The following is a 23830-nucleotide window of genomic DNA, read 5'->3' as shown; positions in this document are numbered from 1 at the left end:
GGAGACACGCATGGCCCACGACAGCACAGCACTGCCTTCCTACGACCAGGCTCTGGCCAGTTTCGATCTGGCGCACTGGGAGGCACGACTGCAGGGCGATCTGCAGACCGGTGTGAATGCCTGCGTGGAATGCTGCGACCGCCACTGCGGGCGCAATGCCACCGCCCTGCGCTGGGTGGATGCGCAGGGGCATCTGCATACCTACACCTTTGAACAGCTACGCGAGGCCGCTGCGCGCGCCGCGCATGTACTGGCCGAGGCTGGCATTGGCCGCGGCGATGTGGTGGCCGGCCTGCTGCCGCGCACGCCCGATCTGCTGGCGGTGATCCTGGGCACCTGGCGGCTGGGTGCGGTCTACCAGCCGCTGTTCACCGCGTTCGGGCCCAAGGCCATCGAAACGCGGCTGGCGACCGGGCGCACCGCGCTGGTGGTGACCGACCTGGCCAACCGCGGCAAGCTGGACGGGGTAAGCGGGTGCCCCACCGTGGCAACCATCGCCAGCGCCGGGCAGACCGTGGCCGACGGCGATATCGACTGGCGGGCGCGCACGCGGCAGGCACCGGCCGAGCGGGCGCCCGTCATGCTGCGCGGCGACGAACTGATGGCCCTGCTGTCCACTTCGGGCACCGCCGGCAGCCCCAAGGGCGTGCCGGTGCCGCTGCGCGCCCTGCTGGCCTTTGCCAGTTACATTGACCTGGCGGTGGATCTGCGCGGCGACGACGTGTTCTGGAACATTGCCGATCCCGGCTGGGCCTACGGGCTGTACTACGGGGTCACCGGCCCGCTGCTGCTGGGCCATGCCACCACCTTCAGCGAAGCCGGCTTCAGCGTGGCCGGCCTGAACCAGATCATCCAGCAGCTGGGGGTCACCAACCTGGCCGGATCGCCCACCGCCTACCGGCAGATCATCGGTGCCGGCCCTGCGGCCAGCGCCGGCATCAAGGGACAGCTGCGGGTGGTCAGCAGTGCGGGCGAGCCGCTGAATCCGGAAATCGCCCGCTGGTTCCGCGAACACCTGGGTACTACGGTGCTGGACCACTACGGCCAGACCGAAACCGGCATGGTGGTGAACAACCACCACGCGCTGGCGCACGCAGTGCGGCCCGGATCTTCCGGCTTCGCCATGCCTGGCTACCGGGTGGCGGTGCTGGATGAGCACGACAACGTACTGCCGCCGCGCACGCCGGGCATCCTGGCGGTGGATGTGCAGCAGTCGCCCATTCTCTGGTTCACCGGCTACTACGGCTCCGAGACACCCGCGCTGCGCGATGGCTGGTACCGTACGGGCGATTCGGTGGAGTGCGAAGACGGTGGCTCGATCAGTTTCATCGGCCGCTCTGATGATCTGATCACCTCGTCGGGCTACCGCATCGGACCATTCGATGTGGAGAGCGTGCTGATGGAACACGCCGCCGTGGCCGAGGCCGCGGTGATCGGCGTGCCCGACCCGGAGCGCACCGAAATCGTGAAGGCCTTCGTGATCCTGCGCGATGGCTACAGCGGTGATGACAGCCTGGCCACTGAATTGCAGCGGCACGTGCGTTCGCGCCTGTCTGCGCATGCGTATCCGCGCCTGGTGGAATTCGTGTTGCAGGTACCGAAGACGCCCAGCGGCAAGGTGCAGCGCTTCCTGCTGCGCAAGGCCGAGATCGAGAAGCAGGCGGCTGGGTCGTAGAGTCGAGCTTGCTCGACTGCTCTAGCTTGGCCGCGAAAAGCAGTCGAGCAAGCTCGACTCTACAACGGCAGGAGCGGTAAAGCAGTCGAGCAAGCTCGACTCTACGGGGTGCGCTACGGCATCACCGGCGGCACGTAGGTCAGGGTCATGCCCAGCACCCACAACAGGCCCAGCACCAGCGGGATGTGCACCAGCAGCTGGATGAAGGTGAAGCCCACGATATCGCGCGCCTTCAGGCCCAGCACGCCCAGCAGCGGCAGCATCCAGAACGGGTTGATCAGGTTCGGCAACGCTTCGGCGGCGTTGTAGACCTGCACCGCCCAACCCAGGTGCGCCTTCAGTTCGTTGGCGGCCTGCATGACATACGGCGCTTCAATGATCCACTTGCCGCCACCGGACGGCACGAAGAAGCCCAGCACCGCCGAGTACACGCCCATCACCAGGGCGAAGGTATCGGTGCTGGCCACGTGCACGAACAGGCTGGACAGCCGATGCGCCAGCGTCTGCCCATCGCCGCCGGCGGCATGGATGAGGATCATGGCGATGCCACCGTACAGCGGGAACTGGATCAGCACGCCGGTGGTGCTGGGCACCGCCTTGGCCACCGCGTTGAGGAAACTGCGCGGCCGCCAGTGCAGCAGCAGGCCCAGCGAAATGAACAGGAAGTTGTAGGTGTTGAGGTTGGCGATGGCGGTGACCACCGGCTTGCTGGCGAATTCGTTGAACAGCCAGCCGAAGGCCAGCAGCGAGAGCAACACGGTCAGCAACGGGCTGTATTCCAGCCATTCACCGGGGCGGGTGCGCTGCTGCAGCGGCTCCGGCTCGGCCTGCGCGGCGCCGGGGAAATCTTCGGCGGTGCGTGCACTGCCGGCGGCCGGTGCGGTCAGCCAGGCGATCAGCAGCGAAACCAGGATGAGCACCGCGGTCAGCGCGATCGACTGCCACAGGAAGATGGTTTCGGTGAACGGCAGCACGCCGGTGATCTCCACCAGCCCCGGCGGCATGCTGGCCGGGTTGGCCTGCAGCTGCGCCGCCGACGAACTGAGCCCCATCGCCCACACGGCGCCCAGGCCCAGGTAGGCCGACGCACCTGCGGCGCGGTAATCCATGCGCAGTTCGCTGCGGCGGGCCAGCGCGCGCACCAGCAGGCCGCCGAACACCAGCGAGAAGCCCCAGCTGAGCAGCGAGGCCAGCATGCTGACCAGGCCCACATACACCACCGCACCACGGCCGGTGCGCGGCACACGGGCGAGGAAATCGATGAAGCGCGCCACCACCGGCGCAGTGGCTACGGCATAGCCGCCGATGACCACGAAGGCCATCTGCATGGTGAAGGGGATCAGGCTCCAGAAGCCATCACCGAAGGCGCTGGCGGTGGCCTGCGGGGTCGAGCCGAAGCCCAGTGCCGCCAGCGCGACGATGACCACCCCCAGCACCGCGAACACGTACGCATCGGGGAACCACTTTTCCGCCCAGGCGGCCGAACGCAGCGCCGCGCGCGCCATCCAGCCGTCCTGTACTGCTGCCGTCGAGGCCATCGCCTACCCTCCCAGGTTCGATGGCCCGATTCTGGGCGGCGCGATGCGGGCTGTCAGCCACCTATTGGTCGTAGAGTCGAGCTTGCGCGACTGCCCTGGGTTGGCCGCGAAGAGCAGTCGAGCAAGCTCGACTCTACGAAAGGCGGCGCCGTGCGCCATCCGCGCAAACCCACAGCGGTAGCGCCGGGCCATGCCCGGCGGGCACCATCAACGCAGCGCCAGATCGGCGGCAATACCCGCAAACAAGGCCGCGCCCACCCAGTTGTTGTGCAGGAAGGCCTTGAAACAGGGGCCGCGCTCACGGTTGCGGCAGATCCAGAATTCATACGCCACCAGCACCGCGGCCACCGCCACGCCCGCCAGGTAATAGCCGCCCAGCCCGCCGCGCACGCCCACCAGCGCCATCGTGGCCAGGAACAGTGCATACAGCACGCCCTGGATCACCAGGTCCAGTTCGCCGAACAGGATCGCGGTGGAATGCGAGCCCATTTTCAGGTCGTCCTCGCGGTCGACCATGGCGTACCAGGTGTCGTAGGCGGTGGACCACAGGATGTTACCGGCGTACAGCAGCCACGCCAGCGTGGGCACTTCGCCCTGCACGGCGGCAAACGCCATGGGAATGCCCCAGCCGAAGGACATGCCCAGATACACCTGCGGCAGGTGGGTGTAGCGCTTCAGGTAGGGGTAGCTGGCGGCCAGGAACACGCCGATGAAGCTCAGGCCGATGGTCAGGCCGTTCAGGGTCAGCACCAGCGCGAACGCCACCAGCATCAGCACCGCGAACAGCACCAGCGCCGCGCGGCCGCTGATCGCACCGGTGGCCAGCGGACGGGCCTTGGTGCGTTCCACGTGCGGGTCGAGCCAGCGGTCGGCGTAGTCGTTGATCACACACCCGGCCGAGCGGGTCAGCCACACGCCGGCGGTGAACACGAACAGCGTCCACAGCGGCGGCAGGCCGCCAGCGGCCAGCCACAGCGCCCACCAGGTGGGCCACAGCAGCAGCAGCGTGCCGATCGGGCGATCGGCGCGCATCAGGGACCAGTAATGACGCCAGCGCGGCGTCGGCGCCGGATGCGGCGCGGAAAGGGGGGTATCAGCCATCGCACTAGGATACTCCTGTGCCCTCGGCCCGACTTTGCAGGCGGGGGGAGATTTGTGCGGCGAAACTGGATAGAATGCCCCTCCCGCACCGTCTTCATGGCGCTGCGATGCCCGCCCCGGCACTGGCCGACGGTGTGGCGGTTGTACAACGCGCCCGTAGCTCAGCCGGATAGAGTAGTGGCTTCCGAAGCCATTGGTCGGGGGTTCGAATCCCTCCGGGCGCGCCATCTTCGTGTCGGCTACGGCCTTCCAAGCAGCGGGCAGATTTGCCCCCCCGCATGTCTCCCGTCTCAGTTCATGCATCCCGCAGGGCGCAGAATGTGGCTCTGCACTCCTGCTCCCTTCGCATTGAGTAGACTCGCTGCCATGGGTATCGCCTTGCCAGCACAGGAAAGCCTCGGCGTCGGCCTCTATTCCTACGCCGATGCCGCGCGCTTCATTGGCGGCAGCTCGTCGGAGCTGCGCCGGTGGCTGAAGGGCTACCAGGGCCGAAAGCACGGACATTCTGAGGTCCACCCTCCCCTGTGGAAGTCGCAATGGGCCGATTCAGAGATCGACGGCATTGGCTTCCGCGATCTGATCGAACTGCGCTTCGTCCGCACGTTCGTCGCCTGTGGCGTGCCACTCAACCTGGTGCGGCGAACCATTGTCGAACTGAACGAGCGGCTCGGTAAGGAGTATCCCTTCACCAGCACCAGCTTCAAGACCGACGGGCGCCGCATTTTCATGGAACTGGTGGGCGACAGCGGCGATGCCGCACTGGTGGATGTGGTGAAGCGCCAGGACGTGATGCGCAAAGTCATCGCACCGTCACTGCGTGAGGGCATTGAGCTGGGCATCGATGATCGTGCCGAACGATGGTTCCCACTGAAGGGCTCCCGCGCGGTGGTGTTTGATCCCCAGCGCAGTTTTGGTCAGCCCATCCTTTCCGAATCGGGCGTTCCCACCGTCGCCATTGTCGAGGCGATGCAAGCCGAAGGTGGCGACGAGCGTCGCGTGGCACGCCTGTATGACCTGCCTCTGGCTGCAGTGAAGAAAGCACTGCAGTTCGAGAATCGAGCCGCGCCTTGAAGGCGCAGATCGATGAGAATCTTCCGTCCGCGCTGGCCCGGGCCATCGACGCCATTGCAGGTGCGGACGAACACGAAGTCTTCCATGTAAGAGAGTTCGTGACACCCGGCACCACCGACCTGGAGCTCTTCGACGCGGCCACCCAGCGCGGCATCCGCGTACACGTCACCCAGGATCATCACCATCGCAAGCCTGCAGAACGCGAGGCCATCGCACGCCTCGGTCTGACCGTGTTCGTGCTGGCCAAGGGATGGAGCACGTTCAACCACTACGAGCGCGCAGCGCGGCTTCTGGAGTGGTGGCCGAAGATGATGCAGCAGGCCGAACTCGTGCAACCCGGCGCGATGTTCCGCGTACCGCACGCCAGGGCATCCGGGGGGCGCCTGACCCAGATCAAGATGTCGCGCTGACCGCCTGCAGCGTCACCCCTCGTCATCGCTGAAACCATGCTGCGCACGCAGCGCCGGGTCGGTCTCGATCATGAACATATGGAACAGGTGCTTATGGTCCCGCGACCAACTTCCCTGCAACGGACGCCACGACGCCGCATCCACGCGCGGCAGTTTCCGTTCCAGGTAGTAGATGCGACTGTCGTCGCGGGAGAACCCATCGTTCAGCAGGCGCCAGCGCGCGCGATCCACCCCGGGCAGCGGCTTGCCATCGCAGTAGACATGGGTGTCGTCCAGCGCGAACAGCGGGTCAAGCGCTGAAAGCTGCAGCTGGTTACCCCGCAGGCACTGTTTCATGCGCCGGCCGCCGTACCAGGCGCCGTTGTCATCGGCGCCGTAGGCACCGCCCAGACTGCGGAAGGTGATGCAATCGGCTTCTGCCAGCGCTTTCAGCGATGTTTCGTACTCGAAGTACACATGGCGGTTGTCCAGCCAGTAATCGCCGCACTGGCGGAAACTGTCGCGGTCGATGGCGGGCAGCCGAGTCCAGGCGTGGTAGACGGCATGCGCGTCGCGCGCGATGAAGTAGTGGGCGGGAATGAACTCGAAGGTGGCCGCATCGGCCTTGCGCAGCAAGCGACCCTGGTGGAAGACCTGGCCTTCGTGGATTCGCCAGAATTCGATGCCGTAGGGGCCTACGAATCGTTGGTCAGGAAGGTCGCTGATCTTCTGCCATGTCATGGGGGTGAGGGGTCCTGCGCCAGGAAGTGGTCAAGTGTAGTGTCAGGGGGCTGGGTACGGGCTCTGCCGCAATTATTGCCAGACAAAGAACTCGCACACTGCCCCGTTCGCGTTGCAGAGGAACAGCCAGCGGGTCGAAACGGACGCGTAGCGCCGGGCTTCGTAGCCTTCGTCCAACAGTCTTCTGGCCGCTTTTCTGTCTCGATCACTGTCTGGCATCGGACCGTCTGCCGCCGACAACCTCGCTGAGAAGGCACGATAGTCCTTAGGATCAAAACGAAATCGTCCGTACCCCGATGATGTCTCTACTGCAGTGAACACATTCAGGTCATGCGCGGACGCTGGCAGCACATCAGGCAACCAGCCTTTCTCAAACAAATTATTGGCTCTGGCTTCTTCAACGCTATCGTAATGCTCAGAGCGGTACGTGCACCCACAAAGCGTTGCAGCGAGTAATGCAGACAGTCCCGCCGCCCGTACAACAGTGCTGGCCAGCCTACCTTCGCGCCTCACGTACCAACGCCCTGGCTTGTGCGGGAACCAAATACACGGTGGTACCAATAGGTGGCAGTGCACCGGAACCAGGACGAGAACGATTCCGAATCGAACGCCCTGAGCTGTGCCATCGCAATGCCATACCGTTGGAAGAAGGCAAGGATGTCGCGCAGGGCTTCAGCGTCCACCCGGCGCCGGTCGACCCTGATGTAGATGATGCGGCCCCGTCCCACCACTTCAACGACGCATGCCATCTGATCCAACCACGCAAAGAAATGCGCCTCGTCGCGTGGCGAGAAGAACACCACGCTATCGGCCTGCAGTTCCACCACTGTGTCTTCCATGACGTGCCTCCGTTTCCTGCGGATTGCTGGCTCGGCTGCCTGAACTTCCGCGTGCAGAGTAGCGCAGGCGCCGGCAGCAACGCCGGGCATGGCCCGGCGTTGGGTTCAAAGCAGTCGAGCAAGCTCGACTCTACAATTGCTGGCTCGGCTGCCTGAACTTCGGCGTGCAGAGTATCGCAGGCGACAGCACGCCGTCCCGGGCCGGTATACAGCAACGCCGGGCATGGCCCGGCGCCACCTGCAGAGCAGTCGAGCATGGCTCGACTCTACAAAAGACCGCGCGGACGCCGGGCATGGCCCGGCGTTGCGTTGAAAGCAGTCGAGCATGGCTCGACTCTACAAGAGCCGGTCAGTAGGTGCCGTCGAAGGCGAAGATCGGCTTGCGCTGCTTCCAGGTGCCGGCGGTGAAGTCGGGGAATTCCAGGGTCTGGAAGCCGTTGGCGATGGACTGTTCGCTCAGCGGGGTGATCGCGCTCCAGGTCACCGCGTCGTAGATGTCGATCGGCATCGGTGCCTTGGCCTTCAGCGCTTCCACGAAGGCGTGGATGACGAACCAGTCCATGCCACCGTGGCCGGCGCTGGCAGCGGTGTCGGCGTTCTGCTTCCACAGCGGGTGTTCGTACTGGTCCTGGTACTTCTTGAACTCTTCCCACTGGTGCGGCGGGCTGCGGCCTTCGATGTGGATCGAATGGTTCACGTCCATCCACAGGCCCTTGGTGCCCTGCACGCGGAAGCCCATCGAATACGGGCGCGGCAGCGAGGTGTCGTGCTGCAGCAGGATGGTTTCGCCGTTCTCGCAGGCCAGCGTGGTGGTGACGATGTCACCCAGCTTGAATTTCACCTTCGTGCTGGGGTGGGTGGTGCCACCACTCTTGGCCACGGTGTAGTCGTGCAGGCCGCGGGCCTTGGTCGCGAAGGCGTTGATGTGGGTGAAGCGGTTGCCGCGGTTGATGCCGGTGTACATCGCGCACGGGCCGATGCCGTGGCTGGGGTACAACTCGCCATTGCGCTGCACCGAATGTTCGGTGCGCCAGCGCGCTTCGCTCCAGCCCTTGGGGCCGAACTCCACGCCGCTGTCGTAGGGCTGGTTGGGATCACCGGAATTGAACTTCACCCCGCGCAGGTCGTGCTGGTAGCCGGCCTGCAGGTGCACCAGTTCGCCGAACAGGCCCTGCCGCACCATCTGCAGCGCGGCCATCACGTCGCGGCGGTAGCAGACGTTTTCCAGCAGCATGTACGGGGTGCCGGTGCTCAGCTGGGTCTTCAGCACGTCCCAGTGGTCCTGCAGGGTGATGCCTGCCACCACTTCACAGCCCACGGCCACGCCGGCCTGCATGGCCGCAATCGCCATCGGCGCGTGGTACTCCCACGGCGTGGCGATGATCACGCCGTCGATGCCCTTCTGTTCCAGCAGGCGTTTCCACGCGTTGCTGTCGCGGTCCTGGCCGTAGGTCTTCGGCGCGGGCTTGCCGGCCTTGGCCACCATGTCCATGGCGCGGCCCAGCATGATCGGTTCGATGTCGCACAGGGCGACAACCTCCACATCATCGCGGCGCACCAGCTCCTTCAGCAGCACCAGGCCACGCATGCCGGTGCCGATCAGGGCCAGGCGCACCTTGCGCCCGCGTGCCCAGGCGGGGGTCTGCGGCAGCAGGCTGCTGGCGGCGATGGCGGCACCGGCCGCAATGAATTCCCTACGTTGCATGGCTCTCACTCTCCTCTTGAAGGCGCGCCAGCCGCAGCCGGCGCGCCGGGTCACACGATCGGTTTACTGGAACTTGTAGCCCACGGTGACACTGTAGCCGCGGCCGAAGATGGTGGCGTAATCGCTGGAATCGCCCAGGAAGCTGTTGGGGTCGTAGAACGGCAGGCGGTCGAACAGGTTCTTGACGGTGAAGCTGAGGTTCCAGGCATCGTCCGGACGCCAGGTCACGCTCAGGTTGGCCGTCCACCACGAAGGCGCACCATCGCACTTGCTCTTCTCCACGGGCAGATAGCCGGCGGTGCAGGTCTGCGCATTGTTGTCCACCTCGTCCACCCGGTCGCGTGCCCACTTGGTGCCGCCCACGTAGTTCACGAACATGCTGGTGGTCACCTGCTTGTAGGTCCAGTCGGCATTGAGCGTGGCACGCAGGCGCGGGTTGTTGTAGTAGCCCACCACATCGCCGTAGTACCAGCCGCTCTCTTCATCCATGTAGTAGCGGTTGCGGTTGGCGATGGTCGCGGCCAGGCCGATGTTCAGCCCGCCCCATGCGCCCAGCGAGAAGCGGCTGCGCGCGTCCACGTCGAAGCCATCGACCAGGGTCTTGCCGCGGTTCTTGTACTGGCCCACCACGCTGGCCACGTTGCCCACGCTGTAGCCGGGCAGCACGCCCGGGCAGGCCACGCCGCTGGCCGGGTCGGCACACATGGCGGCCAGCTGGGCCAGGTTGGCGCGGTCGGCGTCGGTGATCGGCGAGCGGGTGGAGGCGATGATGTCGGTGTCCCGGGTGAAATCCGGCGCGACGATTTCGTTATCGCGGTAGATGAACCAGTAGTCGGCCGACACCGACAGCCAGCTGGCCGGCTCGTAGACGAAGCCCAGCGTGGCAATCTTCGCCTTTTCCGGCTTCAGGTCCTGGTTGGGCTGGGTCATGCGGGCCACGGTGCGACTGCAATCCACGTTCAGCAGGCCCTTGCCCAGGTCGACATCGCCGGGGCGCTGCGACTTCAACAGCAGGTTGGCGATCGCGTTGGTTTCGTCGCAGCGCACGTCGTCGCGGTAGCCGCCCAGCTGGGCGAACACGCCGCCGCTGCCCGATTCGGCCAGGCTGGGTGCACGGAAGCCGGTGGAATACGTGCCGCGCAGCATCAGTTGATCGAACGCCTGGTACTTGAAGCCGATCTTCGGCGCCACGTTGGCCTTGAAGTTGGGGTACTTGTCCACGCGCAGCGCGGCGTCCAGTTCCAGCTTGTCGGTGATCGGCGCCACCGTTTCAGCGAACAGCGCATAGGTGTTGCGCGCGCCATCGAACCACGAACCGCCCTGCTGGGTGATCAGGCCCGCAGCGGCATCCGGGTTGCCGGGGGTGTAGAAGGTTTCGCGGCTGGCGTTGAAGCCGAACGCCGCGCGCATTTCACCGGCCGGCAGCTGCGCCAGCGGGCCCTCGATCTTGCCGTCCAGGGTGTGCAGGCGCGTCCACGATTGGATGTCGAAGGTCGGGAACGCTTCGCGGATGAGCGCGGCGTTGGCCTCGCTGATCTCACCGAACTTATAGGCCGGATGGTCGGAAATGATCACCCGACCGGTACCCGGATCCACCGAGTACGGACCGAAGGCTTTTTCGAAGCCCTTCAGGTTCACGTTGATGGTCTGGTAGGTCACCGAGTGAGTACCAGCGGTGGCGAACGCGGTTTCCCAGTTCCAGTCACCCACGTTGCCACGCGCGCCGGTCAGCACGCGATAGCTCTGGTCGGTGTTGCGCTGGCCGAAGTAGTTCGGGCCCGCATCCTGCAGCAGGTAGTTCAGGCCCACCACGCCGCCCATCAGCGCCTTCAGTTCCGGGCTGGCGTGGTTGTATTCGTTGTTCGGGCCCAGGTAGGGGTACAGGAACTGGTTCACTGAGGTGCCGGTATCGCGCGAGAACCAGCTGCTCGGGTTGCCGGTGGTGGTGCCGTAGGTGCGCGGGGTGCCACCGTTGGCGCGCAGGTCGATGTCGGTGTACGTGGCTTCGGCGAAGATCTCGGTGTTGTCACCGACCAGGAAGGTGCCGTTGAGGTAGGCGGTGTTGCGCTCGGACTTGGCGCCGGCGTCGATCTCGTTGTTCATCCAGGTTTCCCAGACGCAGCTGGGGCCGGCCGCCTGGCCCTGCAGCACGTTCTGGCAGCCCGGTGCGGCTTCCTGCACGCGGCGGCCGGTCACCGGATCGAAGGCGAAATAGGTCCCCGGATTGAACTGGCCCGGCTTGCTGCCCACGCCCAGGCGCAGGTTGGTCAGGTAGTTGGGGTTGTTGACGTAGAACTGGTCCGGCCGCTTGTCGTAGAAATCGGCCAGCGGAATGGCGTCGCGGCGGTACATGTTCACCGCGCCGTACACGTTGAAGCGGTTCTCGGTCAGGTCACCGAAGCCGGCGGTGATGCTGGCCTGGCGTTCGCCGTAGGAATCGATGCGCGAGGAGGTGTCATTGCTGAAGTTGATTTCAGCGCCCTGGAAGTTGCGCTTGGTGATCACGTTGATGACACCGGCCACCGCGTCGGTGCCGTACACCGCCGAGGCGCCGTCGGTCAGCACTTCCATGCGTTCAATGGCAGCGGCCGGAATGGCATCGATGTTGACGAACTGGGTCTGGAAGCCCGCCGGCGCACCGTAGTACGACAGGCGGCGGCCGTTCAGCAGCACCAGCGTGCCCTGCGCACCCAAGCCGCGCAGGTTGGCCTGCGAGGCGCCATCGGAGCCAGTGAACAGCGAGCGCGAATCCTGCTGCGCCGGGCGTGCGGCGGGCAGGTTGTCCAGCACCTGCAGCAGGGTGCGCGCCCCCATGTTCTGGATGTCCTGCTTGCTGATCACCTGCACCGGCGAGGCGGTTTCCACGTCGGTGCGGCGGATGTTGGAGCCGGTGACTTCGATGCGGGCCAGGTCCGTGGCGGCGTCCTTGCTGTCCTGGGCGGCAGCAGGCAGGGCGATGGACAGCAGCACGCCGGCAATGGCCAGCGACAACGGGGCGAGCGAACGACAGGGCGGACGAGCGTGGCGGGCGGGCAACATCGGGGTTCTCTCCTGGCAGGGGTGCGCGGCGGGTGGGCGGCGCGAAAGCGATTGGCGGGCAAAACGCTCTCGGGCCACGGCTCGGAAGCCGTAGTCGGAATGGGCGGGGGAGGAGCGGTGTTACGTGGGGGTCATGGGGCGACGATGCTGGCCGAGTCGCCCTCCTGGCCGATCAGCACGGCGTTGGCCCAGTTCGCGCAGACCTGGGTGGGTTGGCTGCCCTGCGCACCCAGCGTGCGCAGGCTCAGGGTGGAAAGACCGCGGATGTCCAGTTCCGGCTTGACCACGCCGGGCGCCTTCACCAGGCCGCTGTCATACAGCAGGCGGTTGTCACCCCAGACCTGGAACTGCAGGCCACCGGCGCTGCGGCAGGCATCGTCGATACCCAGGTCGGCGCGCAGCAGCTGCCAGCCGCCCTGCAGGCGCAGGTCGATGCGGCTGCTGGCGGCCACGCCCAGGCCACGGCGGAACTGCAGGCCGTTCATGCGCATGCCGCCGTTGCCACGGAAGGACTGGTCGGCGCGCAGCTGACCGGCCAGCGCGGCCGGCACCGGCAGTTCCGAGAGAAAGCGCTGCTGGGCCGGCCGTTCTGGTGTCGGGTGTTCAAGAATGTGGAAGGTGGAAAGGGCAATCGGGCCCACGTCGCGTGGCTGCAATGCATCGAAGGCGCGGGCGCTGCCCTGTGCCGCGCTGACCATCGGATCGGTGCTGCTGGCGCCGTCGCCCTCCGGGTTCTGCACGCTCAGCACGCGGAAGCGCAGCAGGCGGCCGGCGTGGGCAGGGAAGTCGATGCGCTGCACACCTTCCTTCAACTGCAGGCGGCCACGTGCGATCGGCTCACCCCACTCGCCGTTGCTGTCGCCCAGGTACACCTCATAATCGCGTACCTGGCCGTGCTTCCAGTTCTTGTCGTTGCGCGGCGCGATGTCGATGCCATCGATCATCTTGCGCTCGCCGAAGCCGATCACCCACTCGTGCGCGCCGGTGCGCACGGCCTGGTTGCGCACGCTGCGGAACCAGGTGCCCGGATCATCATCGAAGGCATTTTCCAGTGCATGGCCGGGTTCTTCGGCCGGGCGATTGACCACCAGCAGGCTGTCGGCCGGCAGTTCGCGGCCCAGTACCGGTGCGGCCGGGAAGGCATCGTCGGCGGCCGCCGCCGCGACGGCGAAGTCCAGCTGCAGCTGCAGCGGCTGGCGGATGTCCTGCGCGGCGGTGCGCACGTGCAGGGTGCCACGGCGCTCGCTGGCGTCGAAGTACCAGCCTTCGGCAGCAGCCTTGAACGCGGCGGCATCGGCCAGTGCGGGCAGTGTGCGGCCAGCGGCCTGCACCGCGCGCGGCGCCTGCCGGCTGAGCACGCGCAGGCCGTAGCGGCGCTGTGCCAGCTGGCCGTTGTACTGGCCCTGCACCGCATCGATCTGCACCTGCACCGGGCCACTGCCCTGCGCCGGTGCCTGCACGCGCACCACCTGCGTGCTCGATTCACCCTGCTGGTAGCGGCGGGTGGTGCCATCGTCTTCATACAGCGTGTACTGCGCATCGCCCTGCGGATACAGGTCGAAGGTCACTTCATCGAGCGGCTTCTCGCCGTCGAACAGCATCGACGGGTACATCGGCAGGATCGCGCCGGCACGCACGAACACTGGCAGCGTGGCGAGGTCCACCTGGCGGTCGAGCTGGCGACCTTGGGCACCGGCCTGCACGCGGCGGCCATCCCAGTAGTCGATCCAGCCGCCGGCCGGCAAATGGATATCGCGGCGCCAGCCACGGCTGGCGGCCTGGCTGCGGTACACCGGTGCCACCAGCAGATCGCGGCCGAGCAGGAACTGGTATTTGTAGGTTTCATCCTGCGCGTGCGGATCGCGCGGGTTGTCCCACATAAGGCCGCGTACCGGCGGCGCGCCGGTCTGCGCGGCTTCGTGCACCAGCCCGTACATGTACGGGGTCAAGCGCATTTTCAGCTTCAGATAGTCGCGGTTGATGCTGCGGTAGGGCTCGTCATACCACCACGGGTGCTTGCGCGCGTTCGACGACCAGCCGCTCATGCCCATCAGCACCGGGGTGAACGCCTTCCACTGCAGGTCGCGGGTGAAGGTTTCGGCGCTGCCGCCGAAGATCGCATCCACGTCGCCGCTGGCGTAGGCCATGCCAGACAGGCCCGACCCCACCAGGGTCGGCACGTGCCAGCGGATGTAGTCCCAACTGCTGCTCTGGTCGCCGGTCCAGGCCACCGCGTAGCGCTGGATGCCGGCCCAGCCCATCACCGTCCACAGGAACGGGCGCGAATCGGAATTATCGAGAATGCCGTTGAACGCCTGGCGGTTGGCATCCATCGCAAACTGGTAGCCCTTGCCGGTCCAGGCCACGTCCAGCTTCTGCACGCGGCTGCCGGCCTTGCCCACTTCCCAGGCAATCTTGTCCACGCCGTTCTCGGTCCACAGACCGGTGCGGAAACCGTAACCGGCCAGCCCCTTCACCGTTTCCGGCAACTGCTTGTAGCCGCACCCGTAGCCATCGTTGGGCAGGATCCAACCGCCGGGCATGTCATGTTCGCGGTACTGCCTGGCCACGCTGTCGATCACATCGGGCGTGGTGCCGGTGGGGCCGTCGCTCCAGCCTTCGGGCACGGTGCCGGGCTTTTTGCTGTTGTCGGCGTCGTTGTAGCAGTCGGCATCGCCGTAGGACAGCGCCCAGCGCGCCACCAGGTTCGGGCGGCCGGTCAGCTGGGTATAGCGCTCGATCAGCCTGGGCAGGTCGGCGCCGACGAAGTAGTAGGCATCGAAACGGTCTTCGCGATGCAGCAGGGTGGCCTGGTCGGCCTGGCGCAGGTCGTAGCTGCCATCGCTCCAGGTGTTGCGCAGCATGCCCCAGCCGCGGCTGCTCAGCAGCATCGGCGCCGGGCTGGGGCGGTCGCCCTCTTCCCAGCCACCGGAATAGGACACGTCCAGTTCGCGGCCCTTGAACTGGTAGCGACCGTTCTGCTGGCCGCCGCCGTAATAGCCTTCATCGGCCTGCGAAGACAGCACCTGCACGCTCTGCGAGGCATCCAGGTCCAGCGGCTGCAGTTCCTGCCACAGCGCGGTGGGCTGGCCATTGTCCAGCCGTTCCAGGCGCAGCCGCAGCGGCTGCCTCTGCACATGCAGTACCAGTGCGTCGGTACGCACGCGGATTTCCTGCGCGTCTTCTTCCAGCCGTGCCTGCACGTTCGCCTTGGGCTGCGGCAGCATGATCGGCGCGGCCTTGTCACCGGCGCCGGTGAGCGTGCCGTTGCGGCCGGCCTGCACGCGGATGATGTCGGCGGCCGGCAGTTCAATGCGCAAGCGGGTGCCGTTGTCGGTCTGCAGGTCCCAGCCGCGCAGCCCCTCGCGGCCATCGCTGGCGGTGATCGAACGCAGGTTGCCCACGGGTTCGGCGCGGGCCGATGTCGCTGCCAGCATCAATGCCGGCAGCAGGGCCAGCAGCAGCGGCGAGCGACGAACGCAGTTCTCCACACAGACTCCCAACCCGTTCACCGGGCGTTTCGAAAGCGGTTGGGCCGACTCTAGGGCAGCGATTCGAAAGATGTCAACAAATTGAAAGCAAAAAGGAAGATTTATTTCCACAAAACGAAAGATGATGCGCCGCAATACTTTGTGTAAGCGCTTGCAGGCCCCTATTAAGCGTTGTGCGATACGGCATTCCGCCCTTTCTTTCGTCTGCATGCCACGTACTGGCAGGGCAAACCCGCCACGCCATTTTCTTTTCTTTTGCTTTCGATATTTGACATTTCGAAAGAAAACGCAGATGGTGCGCTGGCCCAACTGGAACCTCTGAATGGACGTCACCCTGCTTTCCGATGTGCCCGCCTGGCAGCGCCTTGGCGGAGCCGACACCGCTGCCGAGATCGCCCAGCAGCCGGCGCTGTGGGAAACCCTGGCGCAGGACCTGTCGCGTGCCCGCGACCGCCTGCAGGCCTTCCTTGGCGACAGCCTCAACGATTCGAACCAGCGCGTGCTGTTCACCGGTGCCGGCAGCTCCGGCTTCATCGCCGAAATGGTGGCCGATGCGATCAACGCGCAGTGGCCGGCCGAGGTGCGCGTGGTTCACACCACCAGCCTGCTGACCCACCCGGCGCTGTACCTGCAGCGCGACCGCCCCACCCTGCTGGTGTCGTTCGGGCGCAGCGGTTCCAGCCCGGAAAGCGTGGCCGCGGTGGACCGCGTGCGCAGCGACGTGGCGCAGGCGCGCTTCCTGGACATCACCTGCAATGCCGATGGCGAACTGGCCCGGCGTGGCACCGGCCGCGCCGATACCTGCACCCTGCTGATGCCCTCGGCCAGTTGCGACCGCGCGTTCGCGATGACCAGCAGCCTGACCTGCATGCTGCTGGCCGCGCTGACCGTGTTCGATCGCACGCCGTGGGAGGCCCGCGTCGCGCGCCTGAAGCAGATTGCCGCGCTGGGCCGCGAAGGCCTGGCCGCCTGGGATGCACCGGTGGCGGCACTGGCGCAGCGCCCCTTCAACCGGGTGATCAACCTGGCCAGCGGCCCGCTGGAAGCGCTGGCCCGCGAAAGCGCGCTGAAGGTGCTGGAACTGACCGCCGGCCGCGTGCTGGCGTTGGCCAACACGCCGCTGGGCTTCCGCCATGGCCCGAAATCGACGCTGGATGCACAGACCCTGGTGGTGGTGCTGCGCAGCGGCCAGGCGCTGGCCCGCCGCTACGAACAGGACCTGCTGGACGAACTGCGCCGCGACGGCGTGGCCGGGCAGGTGCTGGCCATCGGTCCGCATGCGGATATCGGCGCCGATGATGACTACACCCTGGCGGTGCCAGCGCTTGATGATCCGTGGCTGGCGCCGGTGTGGCTGGGCTTCGCCCAGCTCTACGCGCTGCAGCGCTCGGCCGCGCTCGGCCTGACCCCGGACAACCCGTTCCCCGACGGCACCGTCAACCGCGTCGTGCAGGGCGTCACCATCCACCATGGCTGAGCTGATCGCCCACGCCTGCTACGGCATCGATATCGGCGGCACCAAGATTGAACTGGTGGCCTGCGATACGACGATGCAGGTCAGCTGGCGCCGCCGCGTGGCCACCCCGCAGGGCGACTACGCCGGTTTCCTGCAGGCGGTGGCCGCACTGGTGGCCGAGGCCGATACCGCGCTCGGCAGCCCGGCCGCGGCCATCGGCATTGCCCTGCCCGGCGTGCGCGACCGCCGCAGTGGCCGCCAACTGAGTGCGAACGTGCCGGCACTGACCGGGCAGACCGTGGCCGCCGATCTGCAGGCGCGCCTGCAGCGCCCGCTGCACTTCGGCAACGACCTGCAATGTTTCGCTCTGTCCGAAGCACACGGCGGCGCCGCCGAAGGCTACCCCAGCATGTTCGGCGCCATTCTCGGGACTGGTGCTGGCGGCGGTTTCTGCCTGCACGGCCATCTGCTGTCCGGCTTCAACGGCCTGGCCGGCGAATGGGGCCACTGGAGCGTGCCCGGCCACCTGCTGCAGCGCCACGGCCTGCCGCTGCTCGATTGCGCCTGCGGCCTGCGGGGCTGCGTGGAGCGCTATGTGTCCGGCAGCGGGCTGGCGATGATCGAGCGCCATCTTGGTGGCAGGGCCGCCGATGCCAGCGCGGTGATCGCCCTGGCCGAGGCCGGCGATGCGCGTGCACGGCAGGCACTGGATATCCACCGCGACCTGCTGGGCCACAGCCTGGCTGCGCTGGTGCTGGCGCTCGACCCGCACGTGATCGTGCTCGGCGGTGGCCTGTCGCAGTACGCGCCGCTGTACCAGCAGCTGCCCGCCGCCGTCGCCGCGCACCTGTTCAACGGCGTGCAGGTGCCGCCCATCGTGCCGCCACGCTTCGGCGATGCCGGTGGCGCACGCGGCGCCGCCCTGCTGGCCTGCCACCCCTCGCTTTCCTGATCGACCGGAGCCTGACCATGTCCCCGCTGCAGACCCTGCTTGCTTCCCACCGTGCCGGTGCCAACGTTGGCCTGTACAGCGTCTGCTGCAGCAACGAACAGGTGCTGCGCGCGGCCATGCACGTGGCGCTGGCCCATGGCACGGTGCTGCTGATCGAAGCCACCTCCAACCAGGTGGACCAGTTCGGTGGCTACACCGGTATGACGCCGCCGCAGTACCGCGACTACGTGGGCACGCTGGCCGATGAAGAAGGTTTCCCGCGCGAACGCTTGATACTGGGCGGTGACCATCTGGGTCCCAATGCCTGGCAGAAGCGCCCCGCCGCCGAAGCGATGACCCATGCGCGCGTGCTGATCGAAGCCTACGTGGCCGCCGGGTTCCACAAGATCCACCTGGACTGCAGCATGTCCTGCGCCGACGACCCGGTGCCGCTGCCCGACGCCATCGTGGCCGCGCGTTCGGCCGAGCTGGCCGAGATCGCCGAACGCACCGCCGCCGAGCACGGCCTGCCGCCACCGGTCTACGTGATCGGTACCGAAGTGCCGATTCCCGGTGGCGAAGCGTCGCTGGCCGAAGGCCTGCAGGTGACCACGCCGGCCGCTGCCGCGCAAACCCTGGCCATCCACCAGCATGCCTTCGATACGCCGCAGCTGCGCGCTGCCTGGCAGCGGGTGATCGCCATGGTGGTGCAGCCGGGCGTGGACTTCGACCACAGCAGCGTGCACGAGTACGATCCGGCGGCAGCCAGCGCACTGGCCGACTTCCTGGAACAGCAGCCGCGCATCGTCTTCGAAGCACATTCCACCGATTACCAGCGCGAAAGTGGTTTGCACGCGCTGGTGCGCGATCACTTCGCCATCCTCAAGGTCGGCCCGGCGGCCACCTTCGCCTATCGCGAAGCGCTGTTCGCACTGGCCGCGATCGAAGCCGAGCTGCTGCCGGCGGCAGAGTGTTCGCGCCTGCCGCAGGTGCTGGACGCGGTGATGGTAGCGCAGCCGAAGTACTGGCAGTCCTACTACCTGGGTGACGAGGCCGCGCTGCGCCTGCTGCGCGCGTTCTCCTTCAGCGACCGCTGCCGCTACTACTGGGGCGAACCGGCGCTGGTGCAGGCGGTGCAGACCCTGTTCGCCAACCTGGAACAGCACGCGCCGCCGCTGGTGCTGCTCAGCCAGTACCTGCCCGAGCAGTACCGTGCGGTGCGCGACGGCGCGCTGGCCAACACGCCCGCCGCGCTGGTGCAGCACCGGGTGGGCCAGTGCCTGGGCGAATACGCACGTGCGTGCAGCGCCAACCAGGCCGGCACCCGCAAGCACAACGCAAGTTCTGCTGCCAGCGTTCTTGCGAACGGCTAATCTCTACCTTTCACACGAAACCGAGAGATGGCCATGCGCAACACCCGCTCCCGTCGCCAACAGATCCTGCAGCGCCTGATCGAACACGGCACCGTGCAGGTGGCTGATCTGGTGGAGCGCTATGGCGTGTCTGCGGTGACCATCCGCGCCGACCTGACCCATTTCGAGGCGCAAGGCCTGGCCAACCGCACCCACGGCGGCGCCACGCTGGTGCGCACCCCGCCGCAGGAACAGGACATCCATGAAAAGGATGCGCTGAACCTGCCGCTGAAGGAATCGATCGGCGCCCGCGCCGCGCGGCTGGTGCAGGGCGGTGACAACATCATCATCGACTCCGGCTCCACCACCATGACCCTGGCCCGCCACCTGCGCGGCCATCGCGATGTGACCGTGATGACCAACGGCCTGAACATCGCCTGGGAACTGGCCAATGCGCCGGGCATCAACGTGCTGCTGACCGGCGGCCTGCTGCGCCAGCAATCGCTGTCGCTGCAGGGCAGCCAGGCCGAGGCCAGCCTCAACTCCTACAGCTTCGACACCCTGTTCCTGGGCGTGGATGGCCTGGACCTGCAGTTCGGCCTGACCACCCACGACGAAGCCGAAGCCCGCCTCAACCACCGCATGGTCGAACGGGCGAGACGCATCGTGGTGCTCACCGACGCATCCAAGTTTGGCCGCGTCAGCCTGCACCGCATCGCCCGCCTCGACCAGATCCACGCGGTCATCACCGATCCGGGCATCGACGACGCCACCCGCGAGGGGCTGCAGCGGCTGGGCATCGAAGTGATCATCGCCGAGACACCGCCATGAACCCGACACACACGCTGTACGGCCGCATCCTGACCCCACTGGGCTGGCGACGCGGCCATGTCCACTTTGATTCACACGTGCGCCAGCTGCAGGTCGATGACCACAGCGGTGCGGATGACCTGCAGTTGCCGGTGATCCTGCCCGGCTTCATCGACCTGCACGTGCACGGTGCGGCGGGCGTGGACCTGATGCAGGGTGGCGACGTGGCGCGCACCATCGCCCGCACCCATACCCGGTTCGGCACCACCACCCTGCTGGCCACCACCATGACCGCCGGGCTGGACGAGATCGAGCACGCCCTGCGTGGCGTCGCGGCGGCCCAGGCCGCGCCGCAGGCCGATGCCGCCCGCATCGCCGGCGTGCATCTGGAAGGGCCCTTCATCAGTCCACAGCGCTTGGGCGCACAGCCCAACCGCACCATCGAGGCCACGCTGGCACTGGTGCAGCAGCTGCATGCGCTCGCCCCGATCCGGGTGATGACGCTGGCCCCGGAGATCGGCGAGCACACCGCGCTGATACCCGCGCTGGCCGCCATGGGCATCCGCGTGCAGCTGGGGCACAGTGCTGGCAGCTACGAAGAAGGCGTGGCCGCATTGCAGGCCGGCGCCTCGGGATTCACCCATTTGTTCAACGGCATGACTGGCGTGGATCACTACCGCCCCGGCATTGCCGCCGCCGCGCTGGCGCATGCGCAGTACGCGGAAATCATTCCCGATCTGCAGCACATCCATCCCGGCGTGATCCGCCTGGCCGCGCGCGCGATTCCGCGGCTGTACGCGGTCACCGATGCGACCGCCGCTACCGGCATGCCCGATGGCGAATACGCACTGGGCGAACAGCGCGTGCACAAGTGCGGCGGCTGCGTGCGCCTGGCCAGCGGTTCGCTGGCCGGCAGCGCGCTGACCATGGACCAGGCACTGCGCAACCTGGTGCAGGTGGGCCTGGACCTGGCTGACGCCGCGCAGCGCGTATCCACCTTCCCGGCCGATTACCTGGGCCTGCAGGATCGCGGCCGCATTGCGCCCGACACCCTGGCCGACCTGGTGGTGCTCGACGCCAGCCTGCGCCTGCAGCAGGTGGTGGTGGGTGGGCACGTGATTGATCTCAACGCTGCACCAGCCTGACGTACCACGTTCGTAACACCCGAAAACGCCTGACGTACCGCCTCTCGTAGAGTCGAGCTTGCTCGACTGCTCTGCCCCGCCGTGCGCGCTCAGTCGAGCAAGCTCGACTCTACAGAAGCAATCCGCACCGAAACGCCGCACAGGAAACCTGTCGATGACTGCATGTACCGCTCCGCGCTGGCCCGTTCGCTATCTGCTGTTCATCGGCGGCCTGGGCGGTCTGCTGTACGGCATCGACATCGGCATCATTGCCGGCGCCCTGCCCTACCTGGAAGCCACCGCCAGCCAGGCCTGGCACCTGAGCAGCCAGCAGCTGGGCTTCGTGGTGGCGGCGGTGCTGCTGGGCAGTGTGCTCTCTTCGCTGTTCGCCGGGCTGGTGGCCGACCTGATCGGCCGCCGTGGCGCCATGCTGCTGGCCGGCGTGCTGTTCACCGCATCCATTCCGATCATGGCGCTCGCCTCCGGCTATACGCCGCTGCTGCTGGGCCGCCTGCTGCAGGGCATCAGCGGCGGCCTGATCGGCGTGGTGGTGCCGCTGTACCTGGCCGAAGTACTCAGCCCCGAAAGGCGTGGCCGGGGTGCGGCCATGTTCCAGCTGCTGCTGACCATTGGCCTGGTGCTGGCCGCGTTGATCGGTCTGTACCAGGCCCACGCCGTGGATGCAGCCAGCGAAGCAGCGCGACGCCTGCCGGACGCACAGCAGGCGCAGGCACTGTTCGCGGCCAAGGACCATGCCTGGCGCACCATCTTCTGGAGCTGCCTGACCCCGGGCATCGTGTTCTGCGTGGGCCTGTTCTGGCTGTCTGAATCCCCGCGCTGGCTGGTCCAGCGTGGGCGCCTGGACGACGCGCGGCGCAGCCTGCAGCGCGTACTGGCGCCCGACCAGGTGGAGCCCACGCTGGCGCAGATCCAGGCACCGGATACCCGCAGTGCCGACGGCAAGCGTGAGCCGCTGCTCAGCCGCCGCTACGTGAAGCCCTTCCTGCTGGCCTGCGTGGTGCTGGCCTGCACCCAGGCCACCGGCATCAACTCGGTGCTGGCCTATGCGGTGAACATCCTCAACCAGGCGGGTCTGTCGGGTTCGGTGGCCAATGGTGCCGACGTAGCCATCAAGCTGCTCAATGCGCTGATGACCGTGGCCGCGCTGCTGCTGGTCGATCGCAAGGGCCGCAAGTTCCTGCTGATGCTGGGCAGTGGTGGCATCTGCGTAGCGCTGCTGGCAGCCGCCACCCTGTTCTTCCAGGCCGAGCGCGGCCGTGCCGATGTGCAGCCGCAGTTGCACGCAGCGGTACAGGGCGATGGCCTTCGCCTGGTGCTGGATGACGCGCAGTGGCAACAGTTGGGCGCGGGCATCGACCGCGAAGGGCGGCCGCTGCAACTGACCGTGTCCTATGCCTACGGCGATTTCACCAATGTGCGCGCGTTGCGCAGCGACAACCCGGGTGACCGCGAGCTGCGCATCGAGCGTGCCGGCACCGTGCAGCCGGACAGCGTGATCGGTACGTTCTTCCGCCGTCTGCACCTGAATCCCTTCGCCGACCCGGCCAGCGCCGCGCAGGCGCCGCTGCGCATCGAACAGGCGCGCATCGGCCCGGTACCGCCGCCGGCCCATGGCTGGGCGGTAGCCGCGTGCATCCTGGTATTCGTCGCCTTCTTCGCCGTCGGCCCCGGTGTGTGCGTATGGCTGGCGCTGTCCGAGCTGATGCCCAACCGCATCCGCTCCAACGGCATGAGCATCGCGCTGCTGATCAACCAGTTCGTTTCGACCACGATTGCGGCGCTGTTCCTGCCCACGGTGGGCCACTACGGCTACGCCAGCATGTTCCTGCTCTGGGCCGGCTGCACGTTCGTGTTCTTCCTGGTGGCCGCGCTGTGGCTGCCTGAAACCAAGGGCAAATCGCTGGAGGAGATCGAAGCGCATTTCCGGTAAGCGGTTGGACGCTTTGCTGGGTAGCGGTCGACCTTGGTCGACCATCGCGCGCCGCGCGGGCTTGTCGCGAACAGCAGTCGAGCAAGCTCGACTCTACCGGCCCCGCTTTGCCTGGTAGCGGTCAACCTTGGTCGACCATCGCGCGCAGCGCGGGCTTGTCGCGAACTGCAGTCGAGCAAGCTCGACTCTACCGGGCCCCGCATTGCCTGGTAGCGGTCGACCTTGGTCGACCGTCGCGCGAAGCGCGTGCTTGTCGCGAACTGCAGTCGAGCAAGCTCGACTCTACCGGGCCCCGCATTGCCCGGTAGCGGTCGACCTTGGTCGACCATCGCGCGCAGCGCGCGCTTGTCGCGAACTGCAGCCGAGCAAGCTCGACTCTACCGGGCCCCCCTTTGCCTGGTAGCGGTCGACCTTGGTCGACCGTCGCGCGAAGCGCGGGCTTGACGCGAACTGCAGTCGAGCAAGCTCGACTCTACCGGCCCCGCTTTGCCTGGTAGCGGTCGACCTTGGTCGACCATCGCGCGCAGCGCGGGCTTGTCGCGAACCGCAGTCGAGCAAGCTCTACTCTACCTGGCCCCGCTTTGACTGGTAGCGGTCGACCTTGGTCGACCCTCCAA

Annotated in this window: 17 protein-coding genes and 1 tRNA gene; 10 read left to right on the top strand and 8 right to left on the bottom strand. The window is 66.8% G+C overall.

What is annotated here, in order from left to right:
- The first annotated feature begins 10 nt into the window (after nucleotides 1-10).
- Nucleotides 11-1675, top strand: coding sequence for an AMP-binding protein (locus tag AC06FA_RS07025; protein WP_478067681.1), 1665 nt, complete (start codon nucleotides 11-13; stop codon nucleotides 1673-1675).
- Nucleotides 1676-1788: 113 nt separating this feature from the next.
- Here AC06FA_RS07025 and AC06FA_RS07020 read toward each other — a convergent pair whose 3' ends face one another.
- Together AC06FA_RS07020 and ubiA are read right to left on the bottom strand one after the other, a co-directional pair.
- Nucleotides 1789-3213, bottom strand: coding sequence for a short-chain fatty acid transporter (locus tag AC06FA_RS07020; protein ID WP_478067680.1), 1425 nt, complete (start codon nucleotides 3211-3213; stop codon nucleotides 1789-1791).
- Between the two features lie 207 nt (nucleotides 3214-3420).
- A complete protein-coding gene (ubiA, locus tag AC06FA_RS07015) occupies nucleotides 3421-4314 on the bottom strand; it encodes a 4-hydroxybenzoate octaprenyltransferase (RefSeq protein WP_164275100.1) in 894 nt (297 codons plus the stop codon).
- A gap of 150 nt (nucleotides 4315-4464) precedes the next feature.
- Here ubiA and AC06FA_RS07010 point away from each other — a divergent pair.
- The 3 genes from AC06FA_RS07010 to AC06FA_RS07000 all read left to right on the top strand — a co-directional run bounded on the left by AC06FA_RS07010 (nucleotide 4465) and on the right by AC06FA_RS07000 (nucleotide 5795).
- Nucleotides 4465-4541: transfer RNA gene (locus AC06FA_RS07010), tRNA-Arg, on the top strand.
- A 139-nt stretch (nucleotides 4542-4680) separates the two neighbouring features.
- A complete protein-coding gene (locus AC06FA_RS07005; RefSeq protein ID WP_478067679.1) occupies nucleotides 4681-5385 on the top strand; it encodes a DUF433 domain-containing protein in 705 nt (234 codons plus the stop codon).
- Nucleotides 5382-5795, top strand: a complete 414-nt coding sequence (locus tag AC06FA_RS07000; RefSeq protein WP_478067678.1) for a PIN-like domain-containing protein — start codon at nucleotides 5382-5384, stop codon at nucleotides 5793-5795. The genes AC06FA_RS07005 and AC06FA_RS07000 overlap by 4 nt, the downstream gene beginning before the upstream one ends.
- Nucleotides 5796-5807: 12 nt before the next feature.
- On the opposite strand, the gene AC06FA_RS06995 is transcribed toward AC06FA_RS07000, so the two are convergent.
- The 6 genes from AC06FA_RS06995 to AC06FA_RS06970 form a co-directional block, all read right to left on the bottom strand.
- The gene (locus tag AC06FA_RS06995; protein WP_478067677.1) at nucleotides 5808-6515 is read right to left on the bottom strand and encodes a DKNYY domain-containing protein; all 708 of its coding nucleotides are present in this window, start codon (nucleotides 6513-6515) and stop codon (nucleotides 5808-5810) included.
- Between the two features lie 72 nt (nucleotides 6516-6587).
- Nucleotides 6588-7028, bottom strand: a complete 441-nt coding sequence (locus AC06FA_RS06990; protein ID WP_478067676.1) for a YbbD-related protein — start codon at nucleotides 7026-7028, stop codon at nucleotides 6588-6590.
- On the bottom strand, nucleotides 7025-7354 hold the full coding sequence (locus AC06FA_RS06985) for a hypothetical protein (protein ID WP_478067675.1): 330 nt from the start codon (nucleotides 7352-7354) through the stop codon (nucleotides 7025-7027). Before AC06FA_RS06985 ends, AC06FA_RS06990 begins: the two co-directional genes overlap by 4 nt.
- Before the next feature lie 349 nt (nucleotides 7355-7703).
- The gene (locus AC06FA_RS06980; protein ID WP_164275086.1) at nucleotides 7704-9059 is read right to left on the bottom strand and encodes a Gfo/Idh/MocA family protein; all 1356 of its coding nucleotides are present in this window, start codon (nucleotides 9057-9059) and stop codon (nucleotides 7704-7706) included.
- Nucleotides 9060-9122: 63 nt separating this feature from the next.
- Nucleotides 9123-12098: a TonB-dependent receptor domain-containing protein gene (locus AC06FA_RS06975; protein ID WP_478067674.1), complete on the bottom strand. Its 2976-nt coding sequence runs from the start codon at nucleotides 12096-12098 to the stop codon at nucleotides 9123-9125.
- A gap of 131 nt (nucleotides 12099-12229) precedes the next feature.
- Nucleotides 12230-15589 carry a TIM-barrel domain-containing protein gene (locus AC06FA_RS06970; protein WP_478067673.1) on the bottom strand — a complete coding sequence of 1120 codons (3360 nt, stop codon included), beginning with the start codon at nucleotides 15587-15589 and terminating at the stop codon, nucleotides 12230-12232.
- A gap of 322 nt (nucleotides 15590-15911) precedes the next feature.
- Between AC06FA_RS06970 and AC06FA_RS06965 the strand changes: the two genes are divergently transcribed.
- The 6 genes from AC06FA_RS06965 to AC06FA_RS06940 all read left to right on the top strand — a co-directional run bounded on the left by AC06FA_RS06965 (nucleotide 15912) and on the right by AC06FA_RS06940 (nucleotide 23213).
- Nucleotides 15912-17066, top strand: coding sequence for an SIS domain-containing protein (locus tag AC06FA_RS06965; RefSeq protein WP_478067672.1), 1155 nt, complete (start codon nucleotides 15912-15914; stop codon nucleotides 17064-17066).
- The gene (locus AC06FA_RS06960) at nucleotides 17059-17997 is read left to right on the top strand and encodes an ROK family protein (RefSeq protein WP_478067671.1); all 939 of its coding nucleotides are present in this window, start codon (nucleotides 17059-17061) and stop codon (nucleotides 17995-17997) included. The genes AC06FA_RS06965 and AC06FA_RS06960 overlap by 8 nt, the downstream gene beginning before the upstream one ends.
- Before the next feature lie 17 nt (nucleotides 17998-18014).
- The gene (locus AC06FA_RS06955) at nucleotides 18015-19349 is read left to right on the top strand and encodes a D-tagatose-bisphosphate aldolase, class II, non-catalytic subunit (protein ID WP_478067670.1); all 1335 of its coding nucleotides are present in this window, start codon (nucleotides 18015-18017) and stop codon (nucleotides 19347-19349) included.
- Nucleotides 19350-19382: 33 nt separating this feature from the next.
- Nucleotides 19383-20159 (top strand): DeoR family transcriptional regulator, encoded by a 777-nt coding sequence (locus AC06FA_RS06950; protein WP_478067669.1) that lies wholly within the window; start codon nucleotides 19383-19385, stop codon nucleotides 20157-20159.
- On the top strand, nucleotides 20156-21283 hold the full coding sequence (gene nagA, locus AC06FA_RS06945; protein WP_478067668.1) for an N-acetylglucosamine-6-phosphate deacetylase: 1128 nt from the start codon (nucleotides 20156-20158) through the stop codon (nucleotides 21281-21283). The genes AC06FA_RS06950 and nagA overlap by 4 nt, the downstream gene beginning before the upstream one ends.
- Before the next feature lie 154 nt (nucleotides 21284-21437).
- Nucleotides 21438-23213, top strand: a complete 1776-nt coding sequence (locus AC06FA_RS06940) for an MFS transporter (RefSeq protein WP_478067667.1) — start codon at nucleotides 21438-21440, stop codon at nucleotides 23211-23213.
- Nucleotides 23214-23830: the final 617 nt, after the last annotated feature.

This window comes from Stenotrophomonas sp. Steno-C17, from assembly GCF_056393165.1.
The sequence above is the reverse complement of the archived record's forward strand: the minus strand, read 5'-3'. Positions and strand labels throughout refer to the sequence as shown.

Excerpts from the sequence above, each read along its gene's own strand:
- AC06FA_RS06950 (WP_478067669.1), top strand. The coding sequence starts at position 19,383 with ATGCGCAACACCCGCTCCCGTCGCCAACAGATCCTGCAGCGCCTGATC.
- AC06FA_RS06985 (WP_478067675.1), bottom strand. The coding sequence starts at position 7,354 with ATGGAAGACACAGTGGTGGAACTGCAGGCCGATAGCGTGGTGTTCTTC.
- AC06FA_RS06965 (WP_478067672.1), top strand. The coding sequence starts at position 15,912 with ATGGACGTCACCCTGCTTTCCGATGTGCCCGCCTGGCAGCGCCTTGGC.
- AC06FA_RS06995 (WP_478067677.1), bottom strand. The coding sequence starts at position 6,515 with ATGACATGGCAGAAGATCAGCGACCTTCCTGACCAACGATTCGTAGGC.
- nagA (WP_478067668.1), top strand. The coding sequence starts at position 20,156 with ATGAACCCGACACACACGCTGTACGGCCGCATCCTGACCCCACTGGGC.
- AC06FA_RS06975 (WP_478067674.1), bottom strand. The coding sequence starts at position 12,098 with ATGTTGCCCGCCCGCCACGCTCGTCCGCCCTGTCGTTCGCTCGCCCCG.
- AC06FA_RS07005 (WP_478067679.1), top strand. The coding sequence starts at position 4,681 with ATGGGTATCGCCTTGCCAGCACAGGAAAGCCTCGGCGTCGGCCTCTAT.
- ubiA (WP_164275100.1), bottom strand. The coding sequence starts at position 4,314 with ATGGCTGATACCCCCCTTTCCGCGCCGCATCCGGCGCCGACGCCGCGC.
- AC06FA_RS06940 (WP_478067667.1), top strand. The coding sequence starts at position 21,438 with ATGACTGCATGTACCGCTCCGCGCTGGCCCGTTCGCTATCTGCTGTTC.
- AC06FA_RS06980 (WP_164275086.1), bottom strand. The coding sequence starts at position 9,059 with ATGCAACGTAGGGAATTCATTGCGGCCGGTGCCGCCATCGCCGCCAGC.
- AC06FA_RS06960 (WP_478067671.1), top strand. The coding sequence starts at position 17,059 with ATGGCTGAGCTGATCGCCCACGCCTGCTACGGCATCGATATCGGCGGC.
- AC06FA_RS06955 (WP_478067670.1), top strand. The coding sequence starts at position 18,015 with ATGTCCCCGCTGCAGACCCTGCTTGCTTCCCACCGTGCCGGTGCCAAC.
- AC06FA_RS07025 (WP_478067681.1), top strand. The coding sequence starts at position 11 with ATGGCCCACGACAGCACAGCACTGCCTTCCTACGACCAGGCTCTGGCC.
- AC06FA_RS07020 (WP_478067680.1), bottom strand. The coding sequence starts at position 3,213 with ATGGCCTCGACGGCAGCAGTACAGGACGGCTGGATGGCGCGCGCGGCG.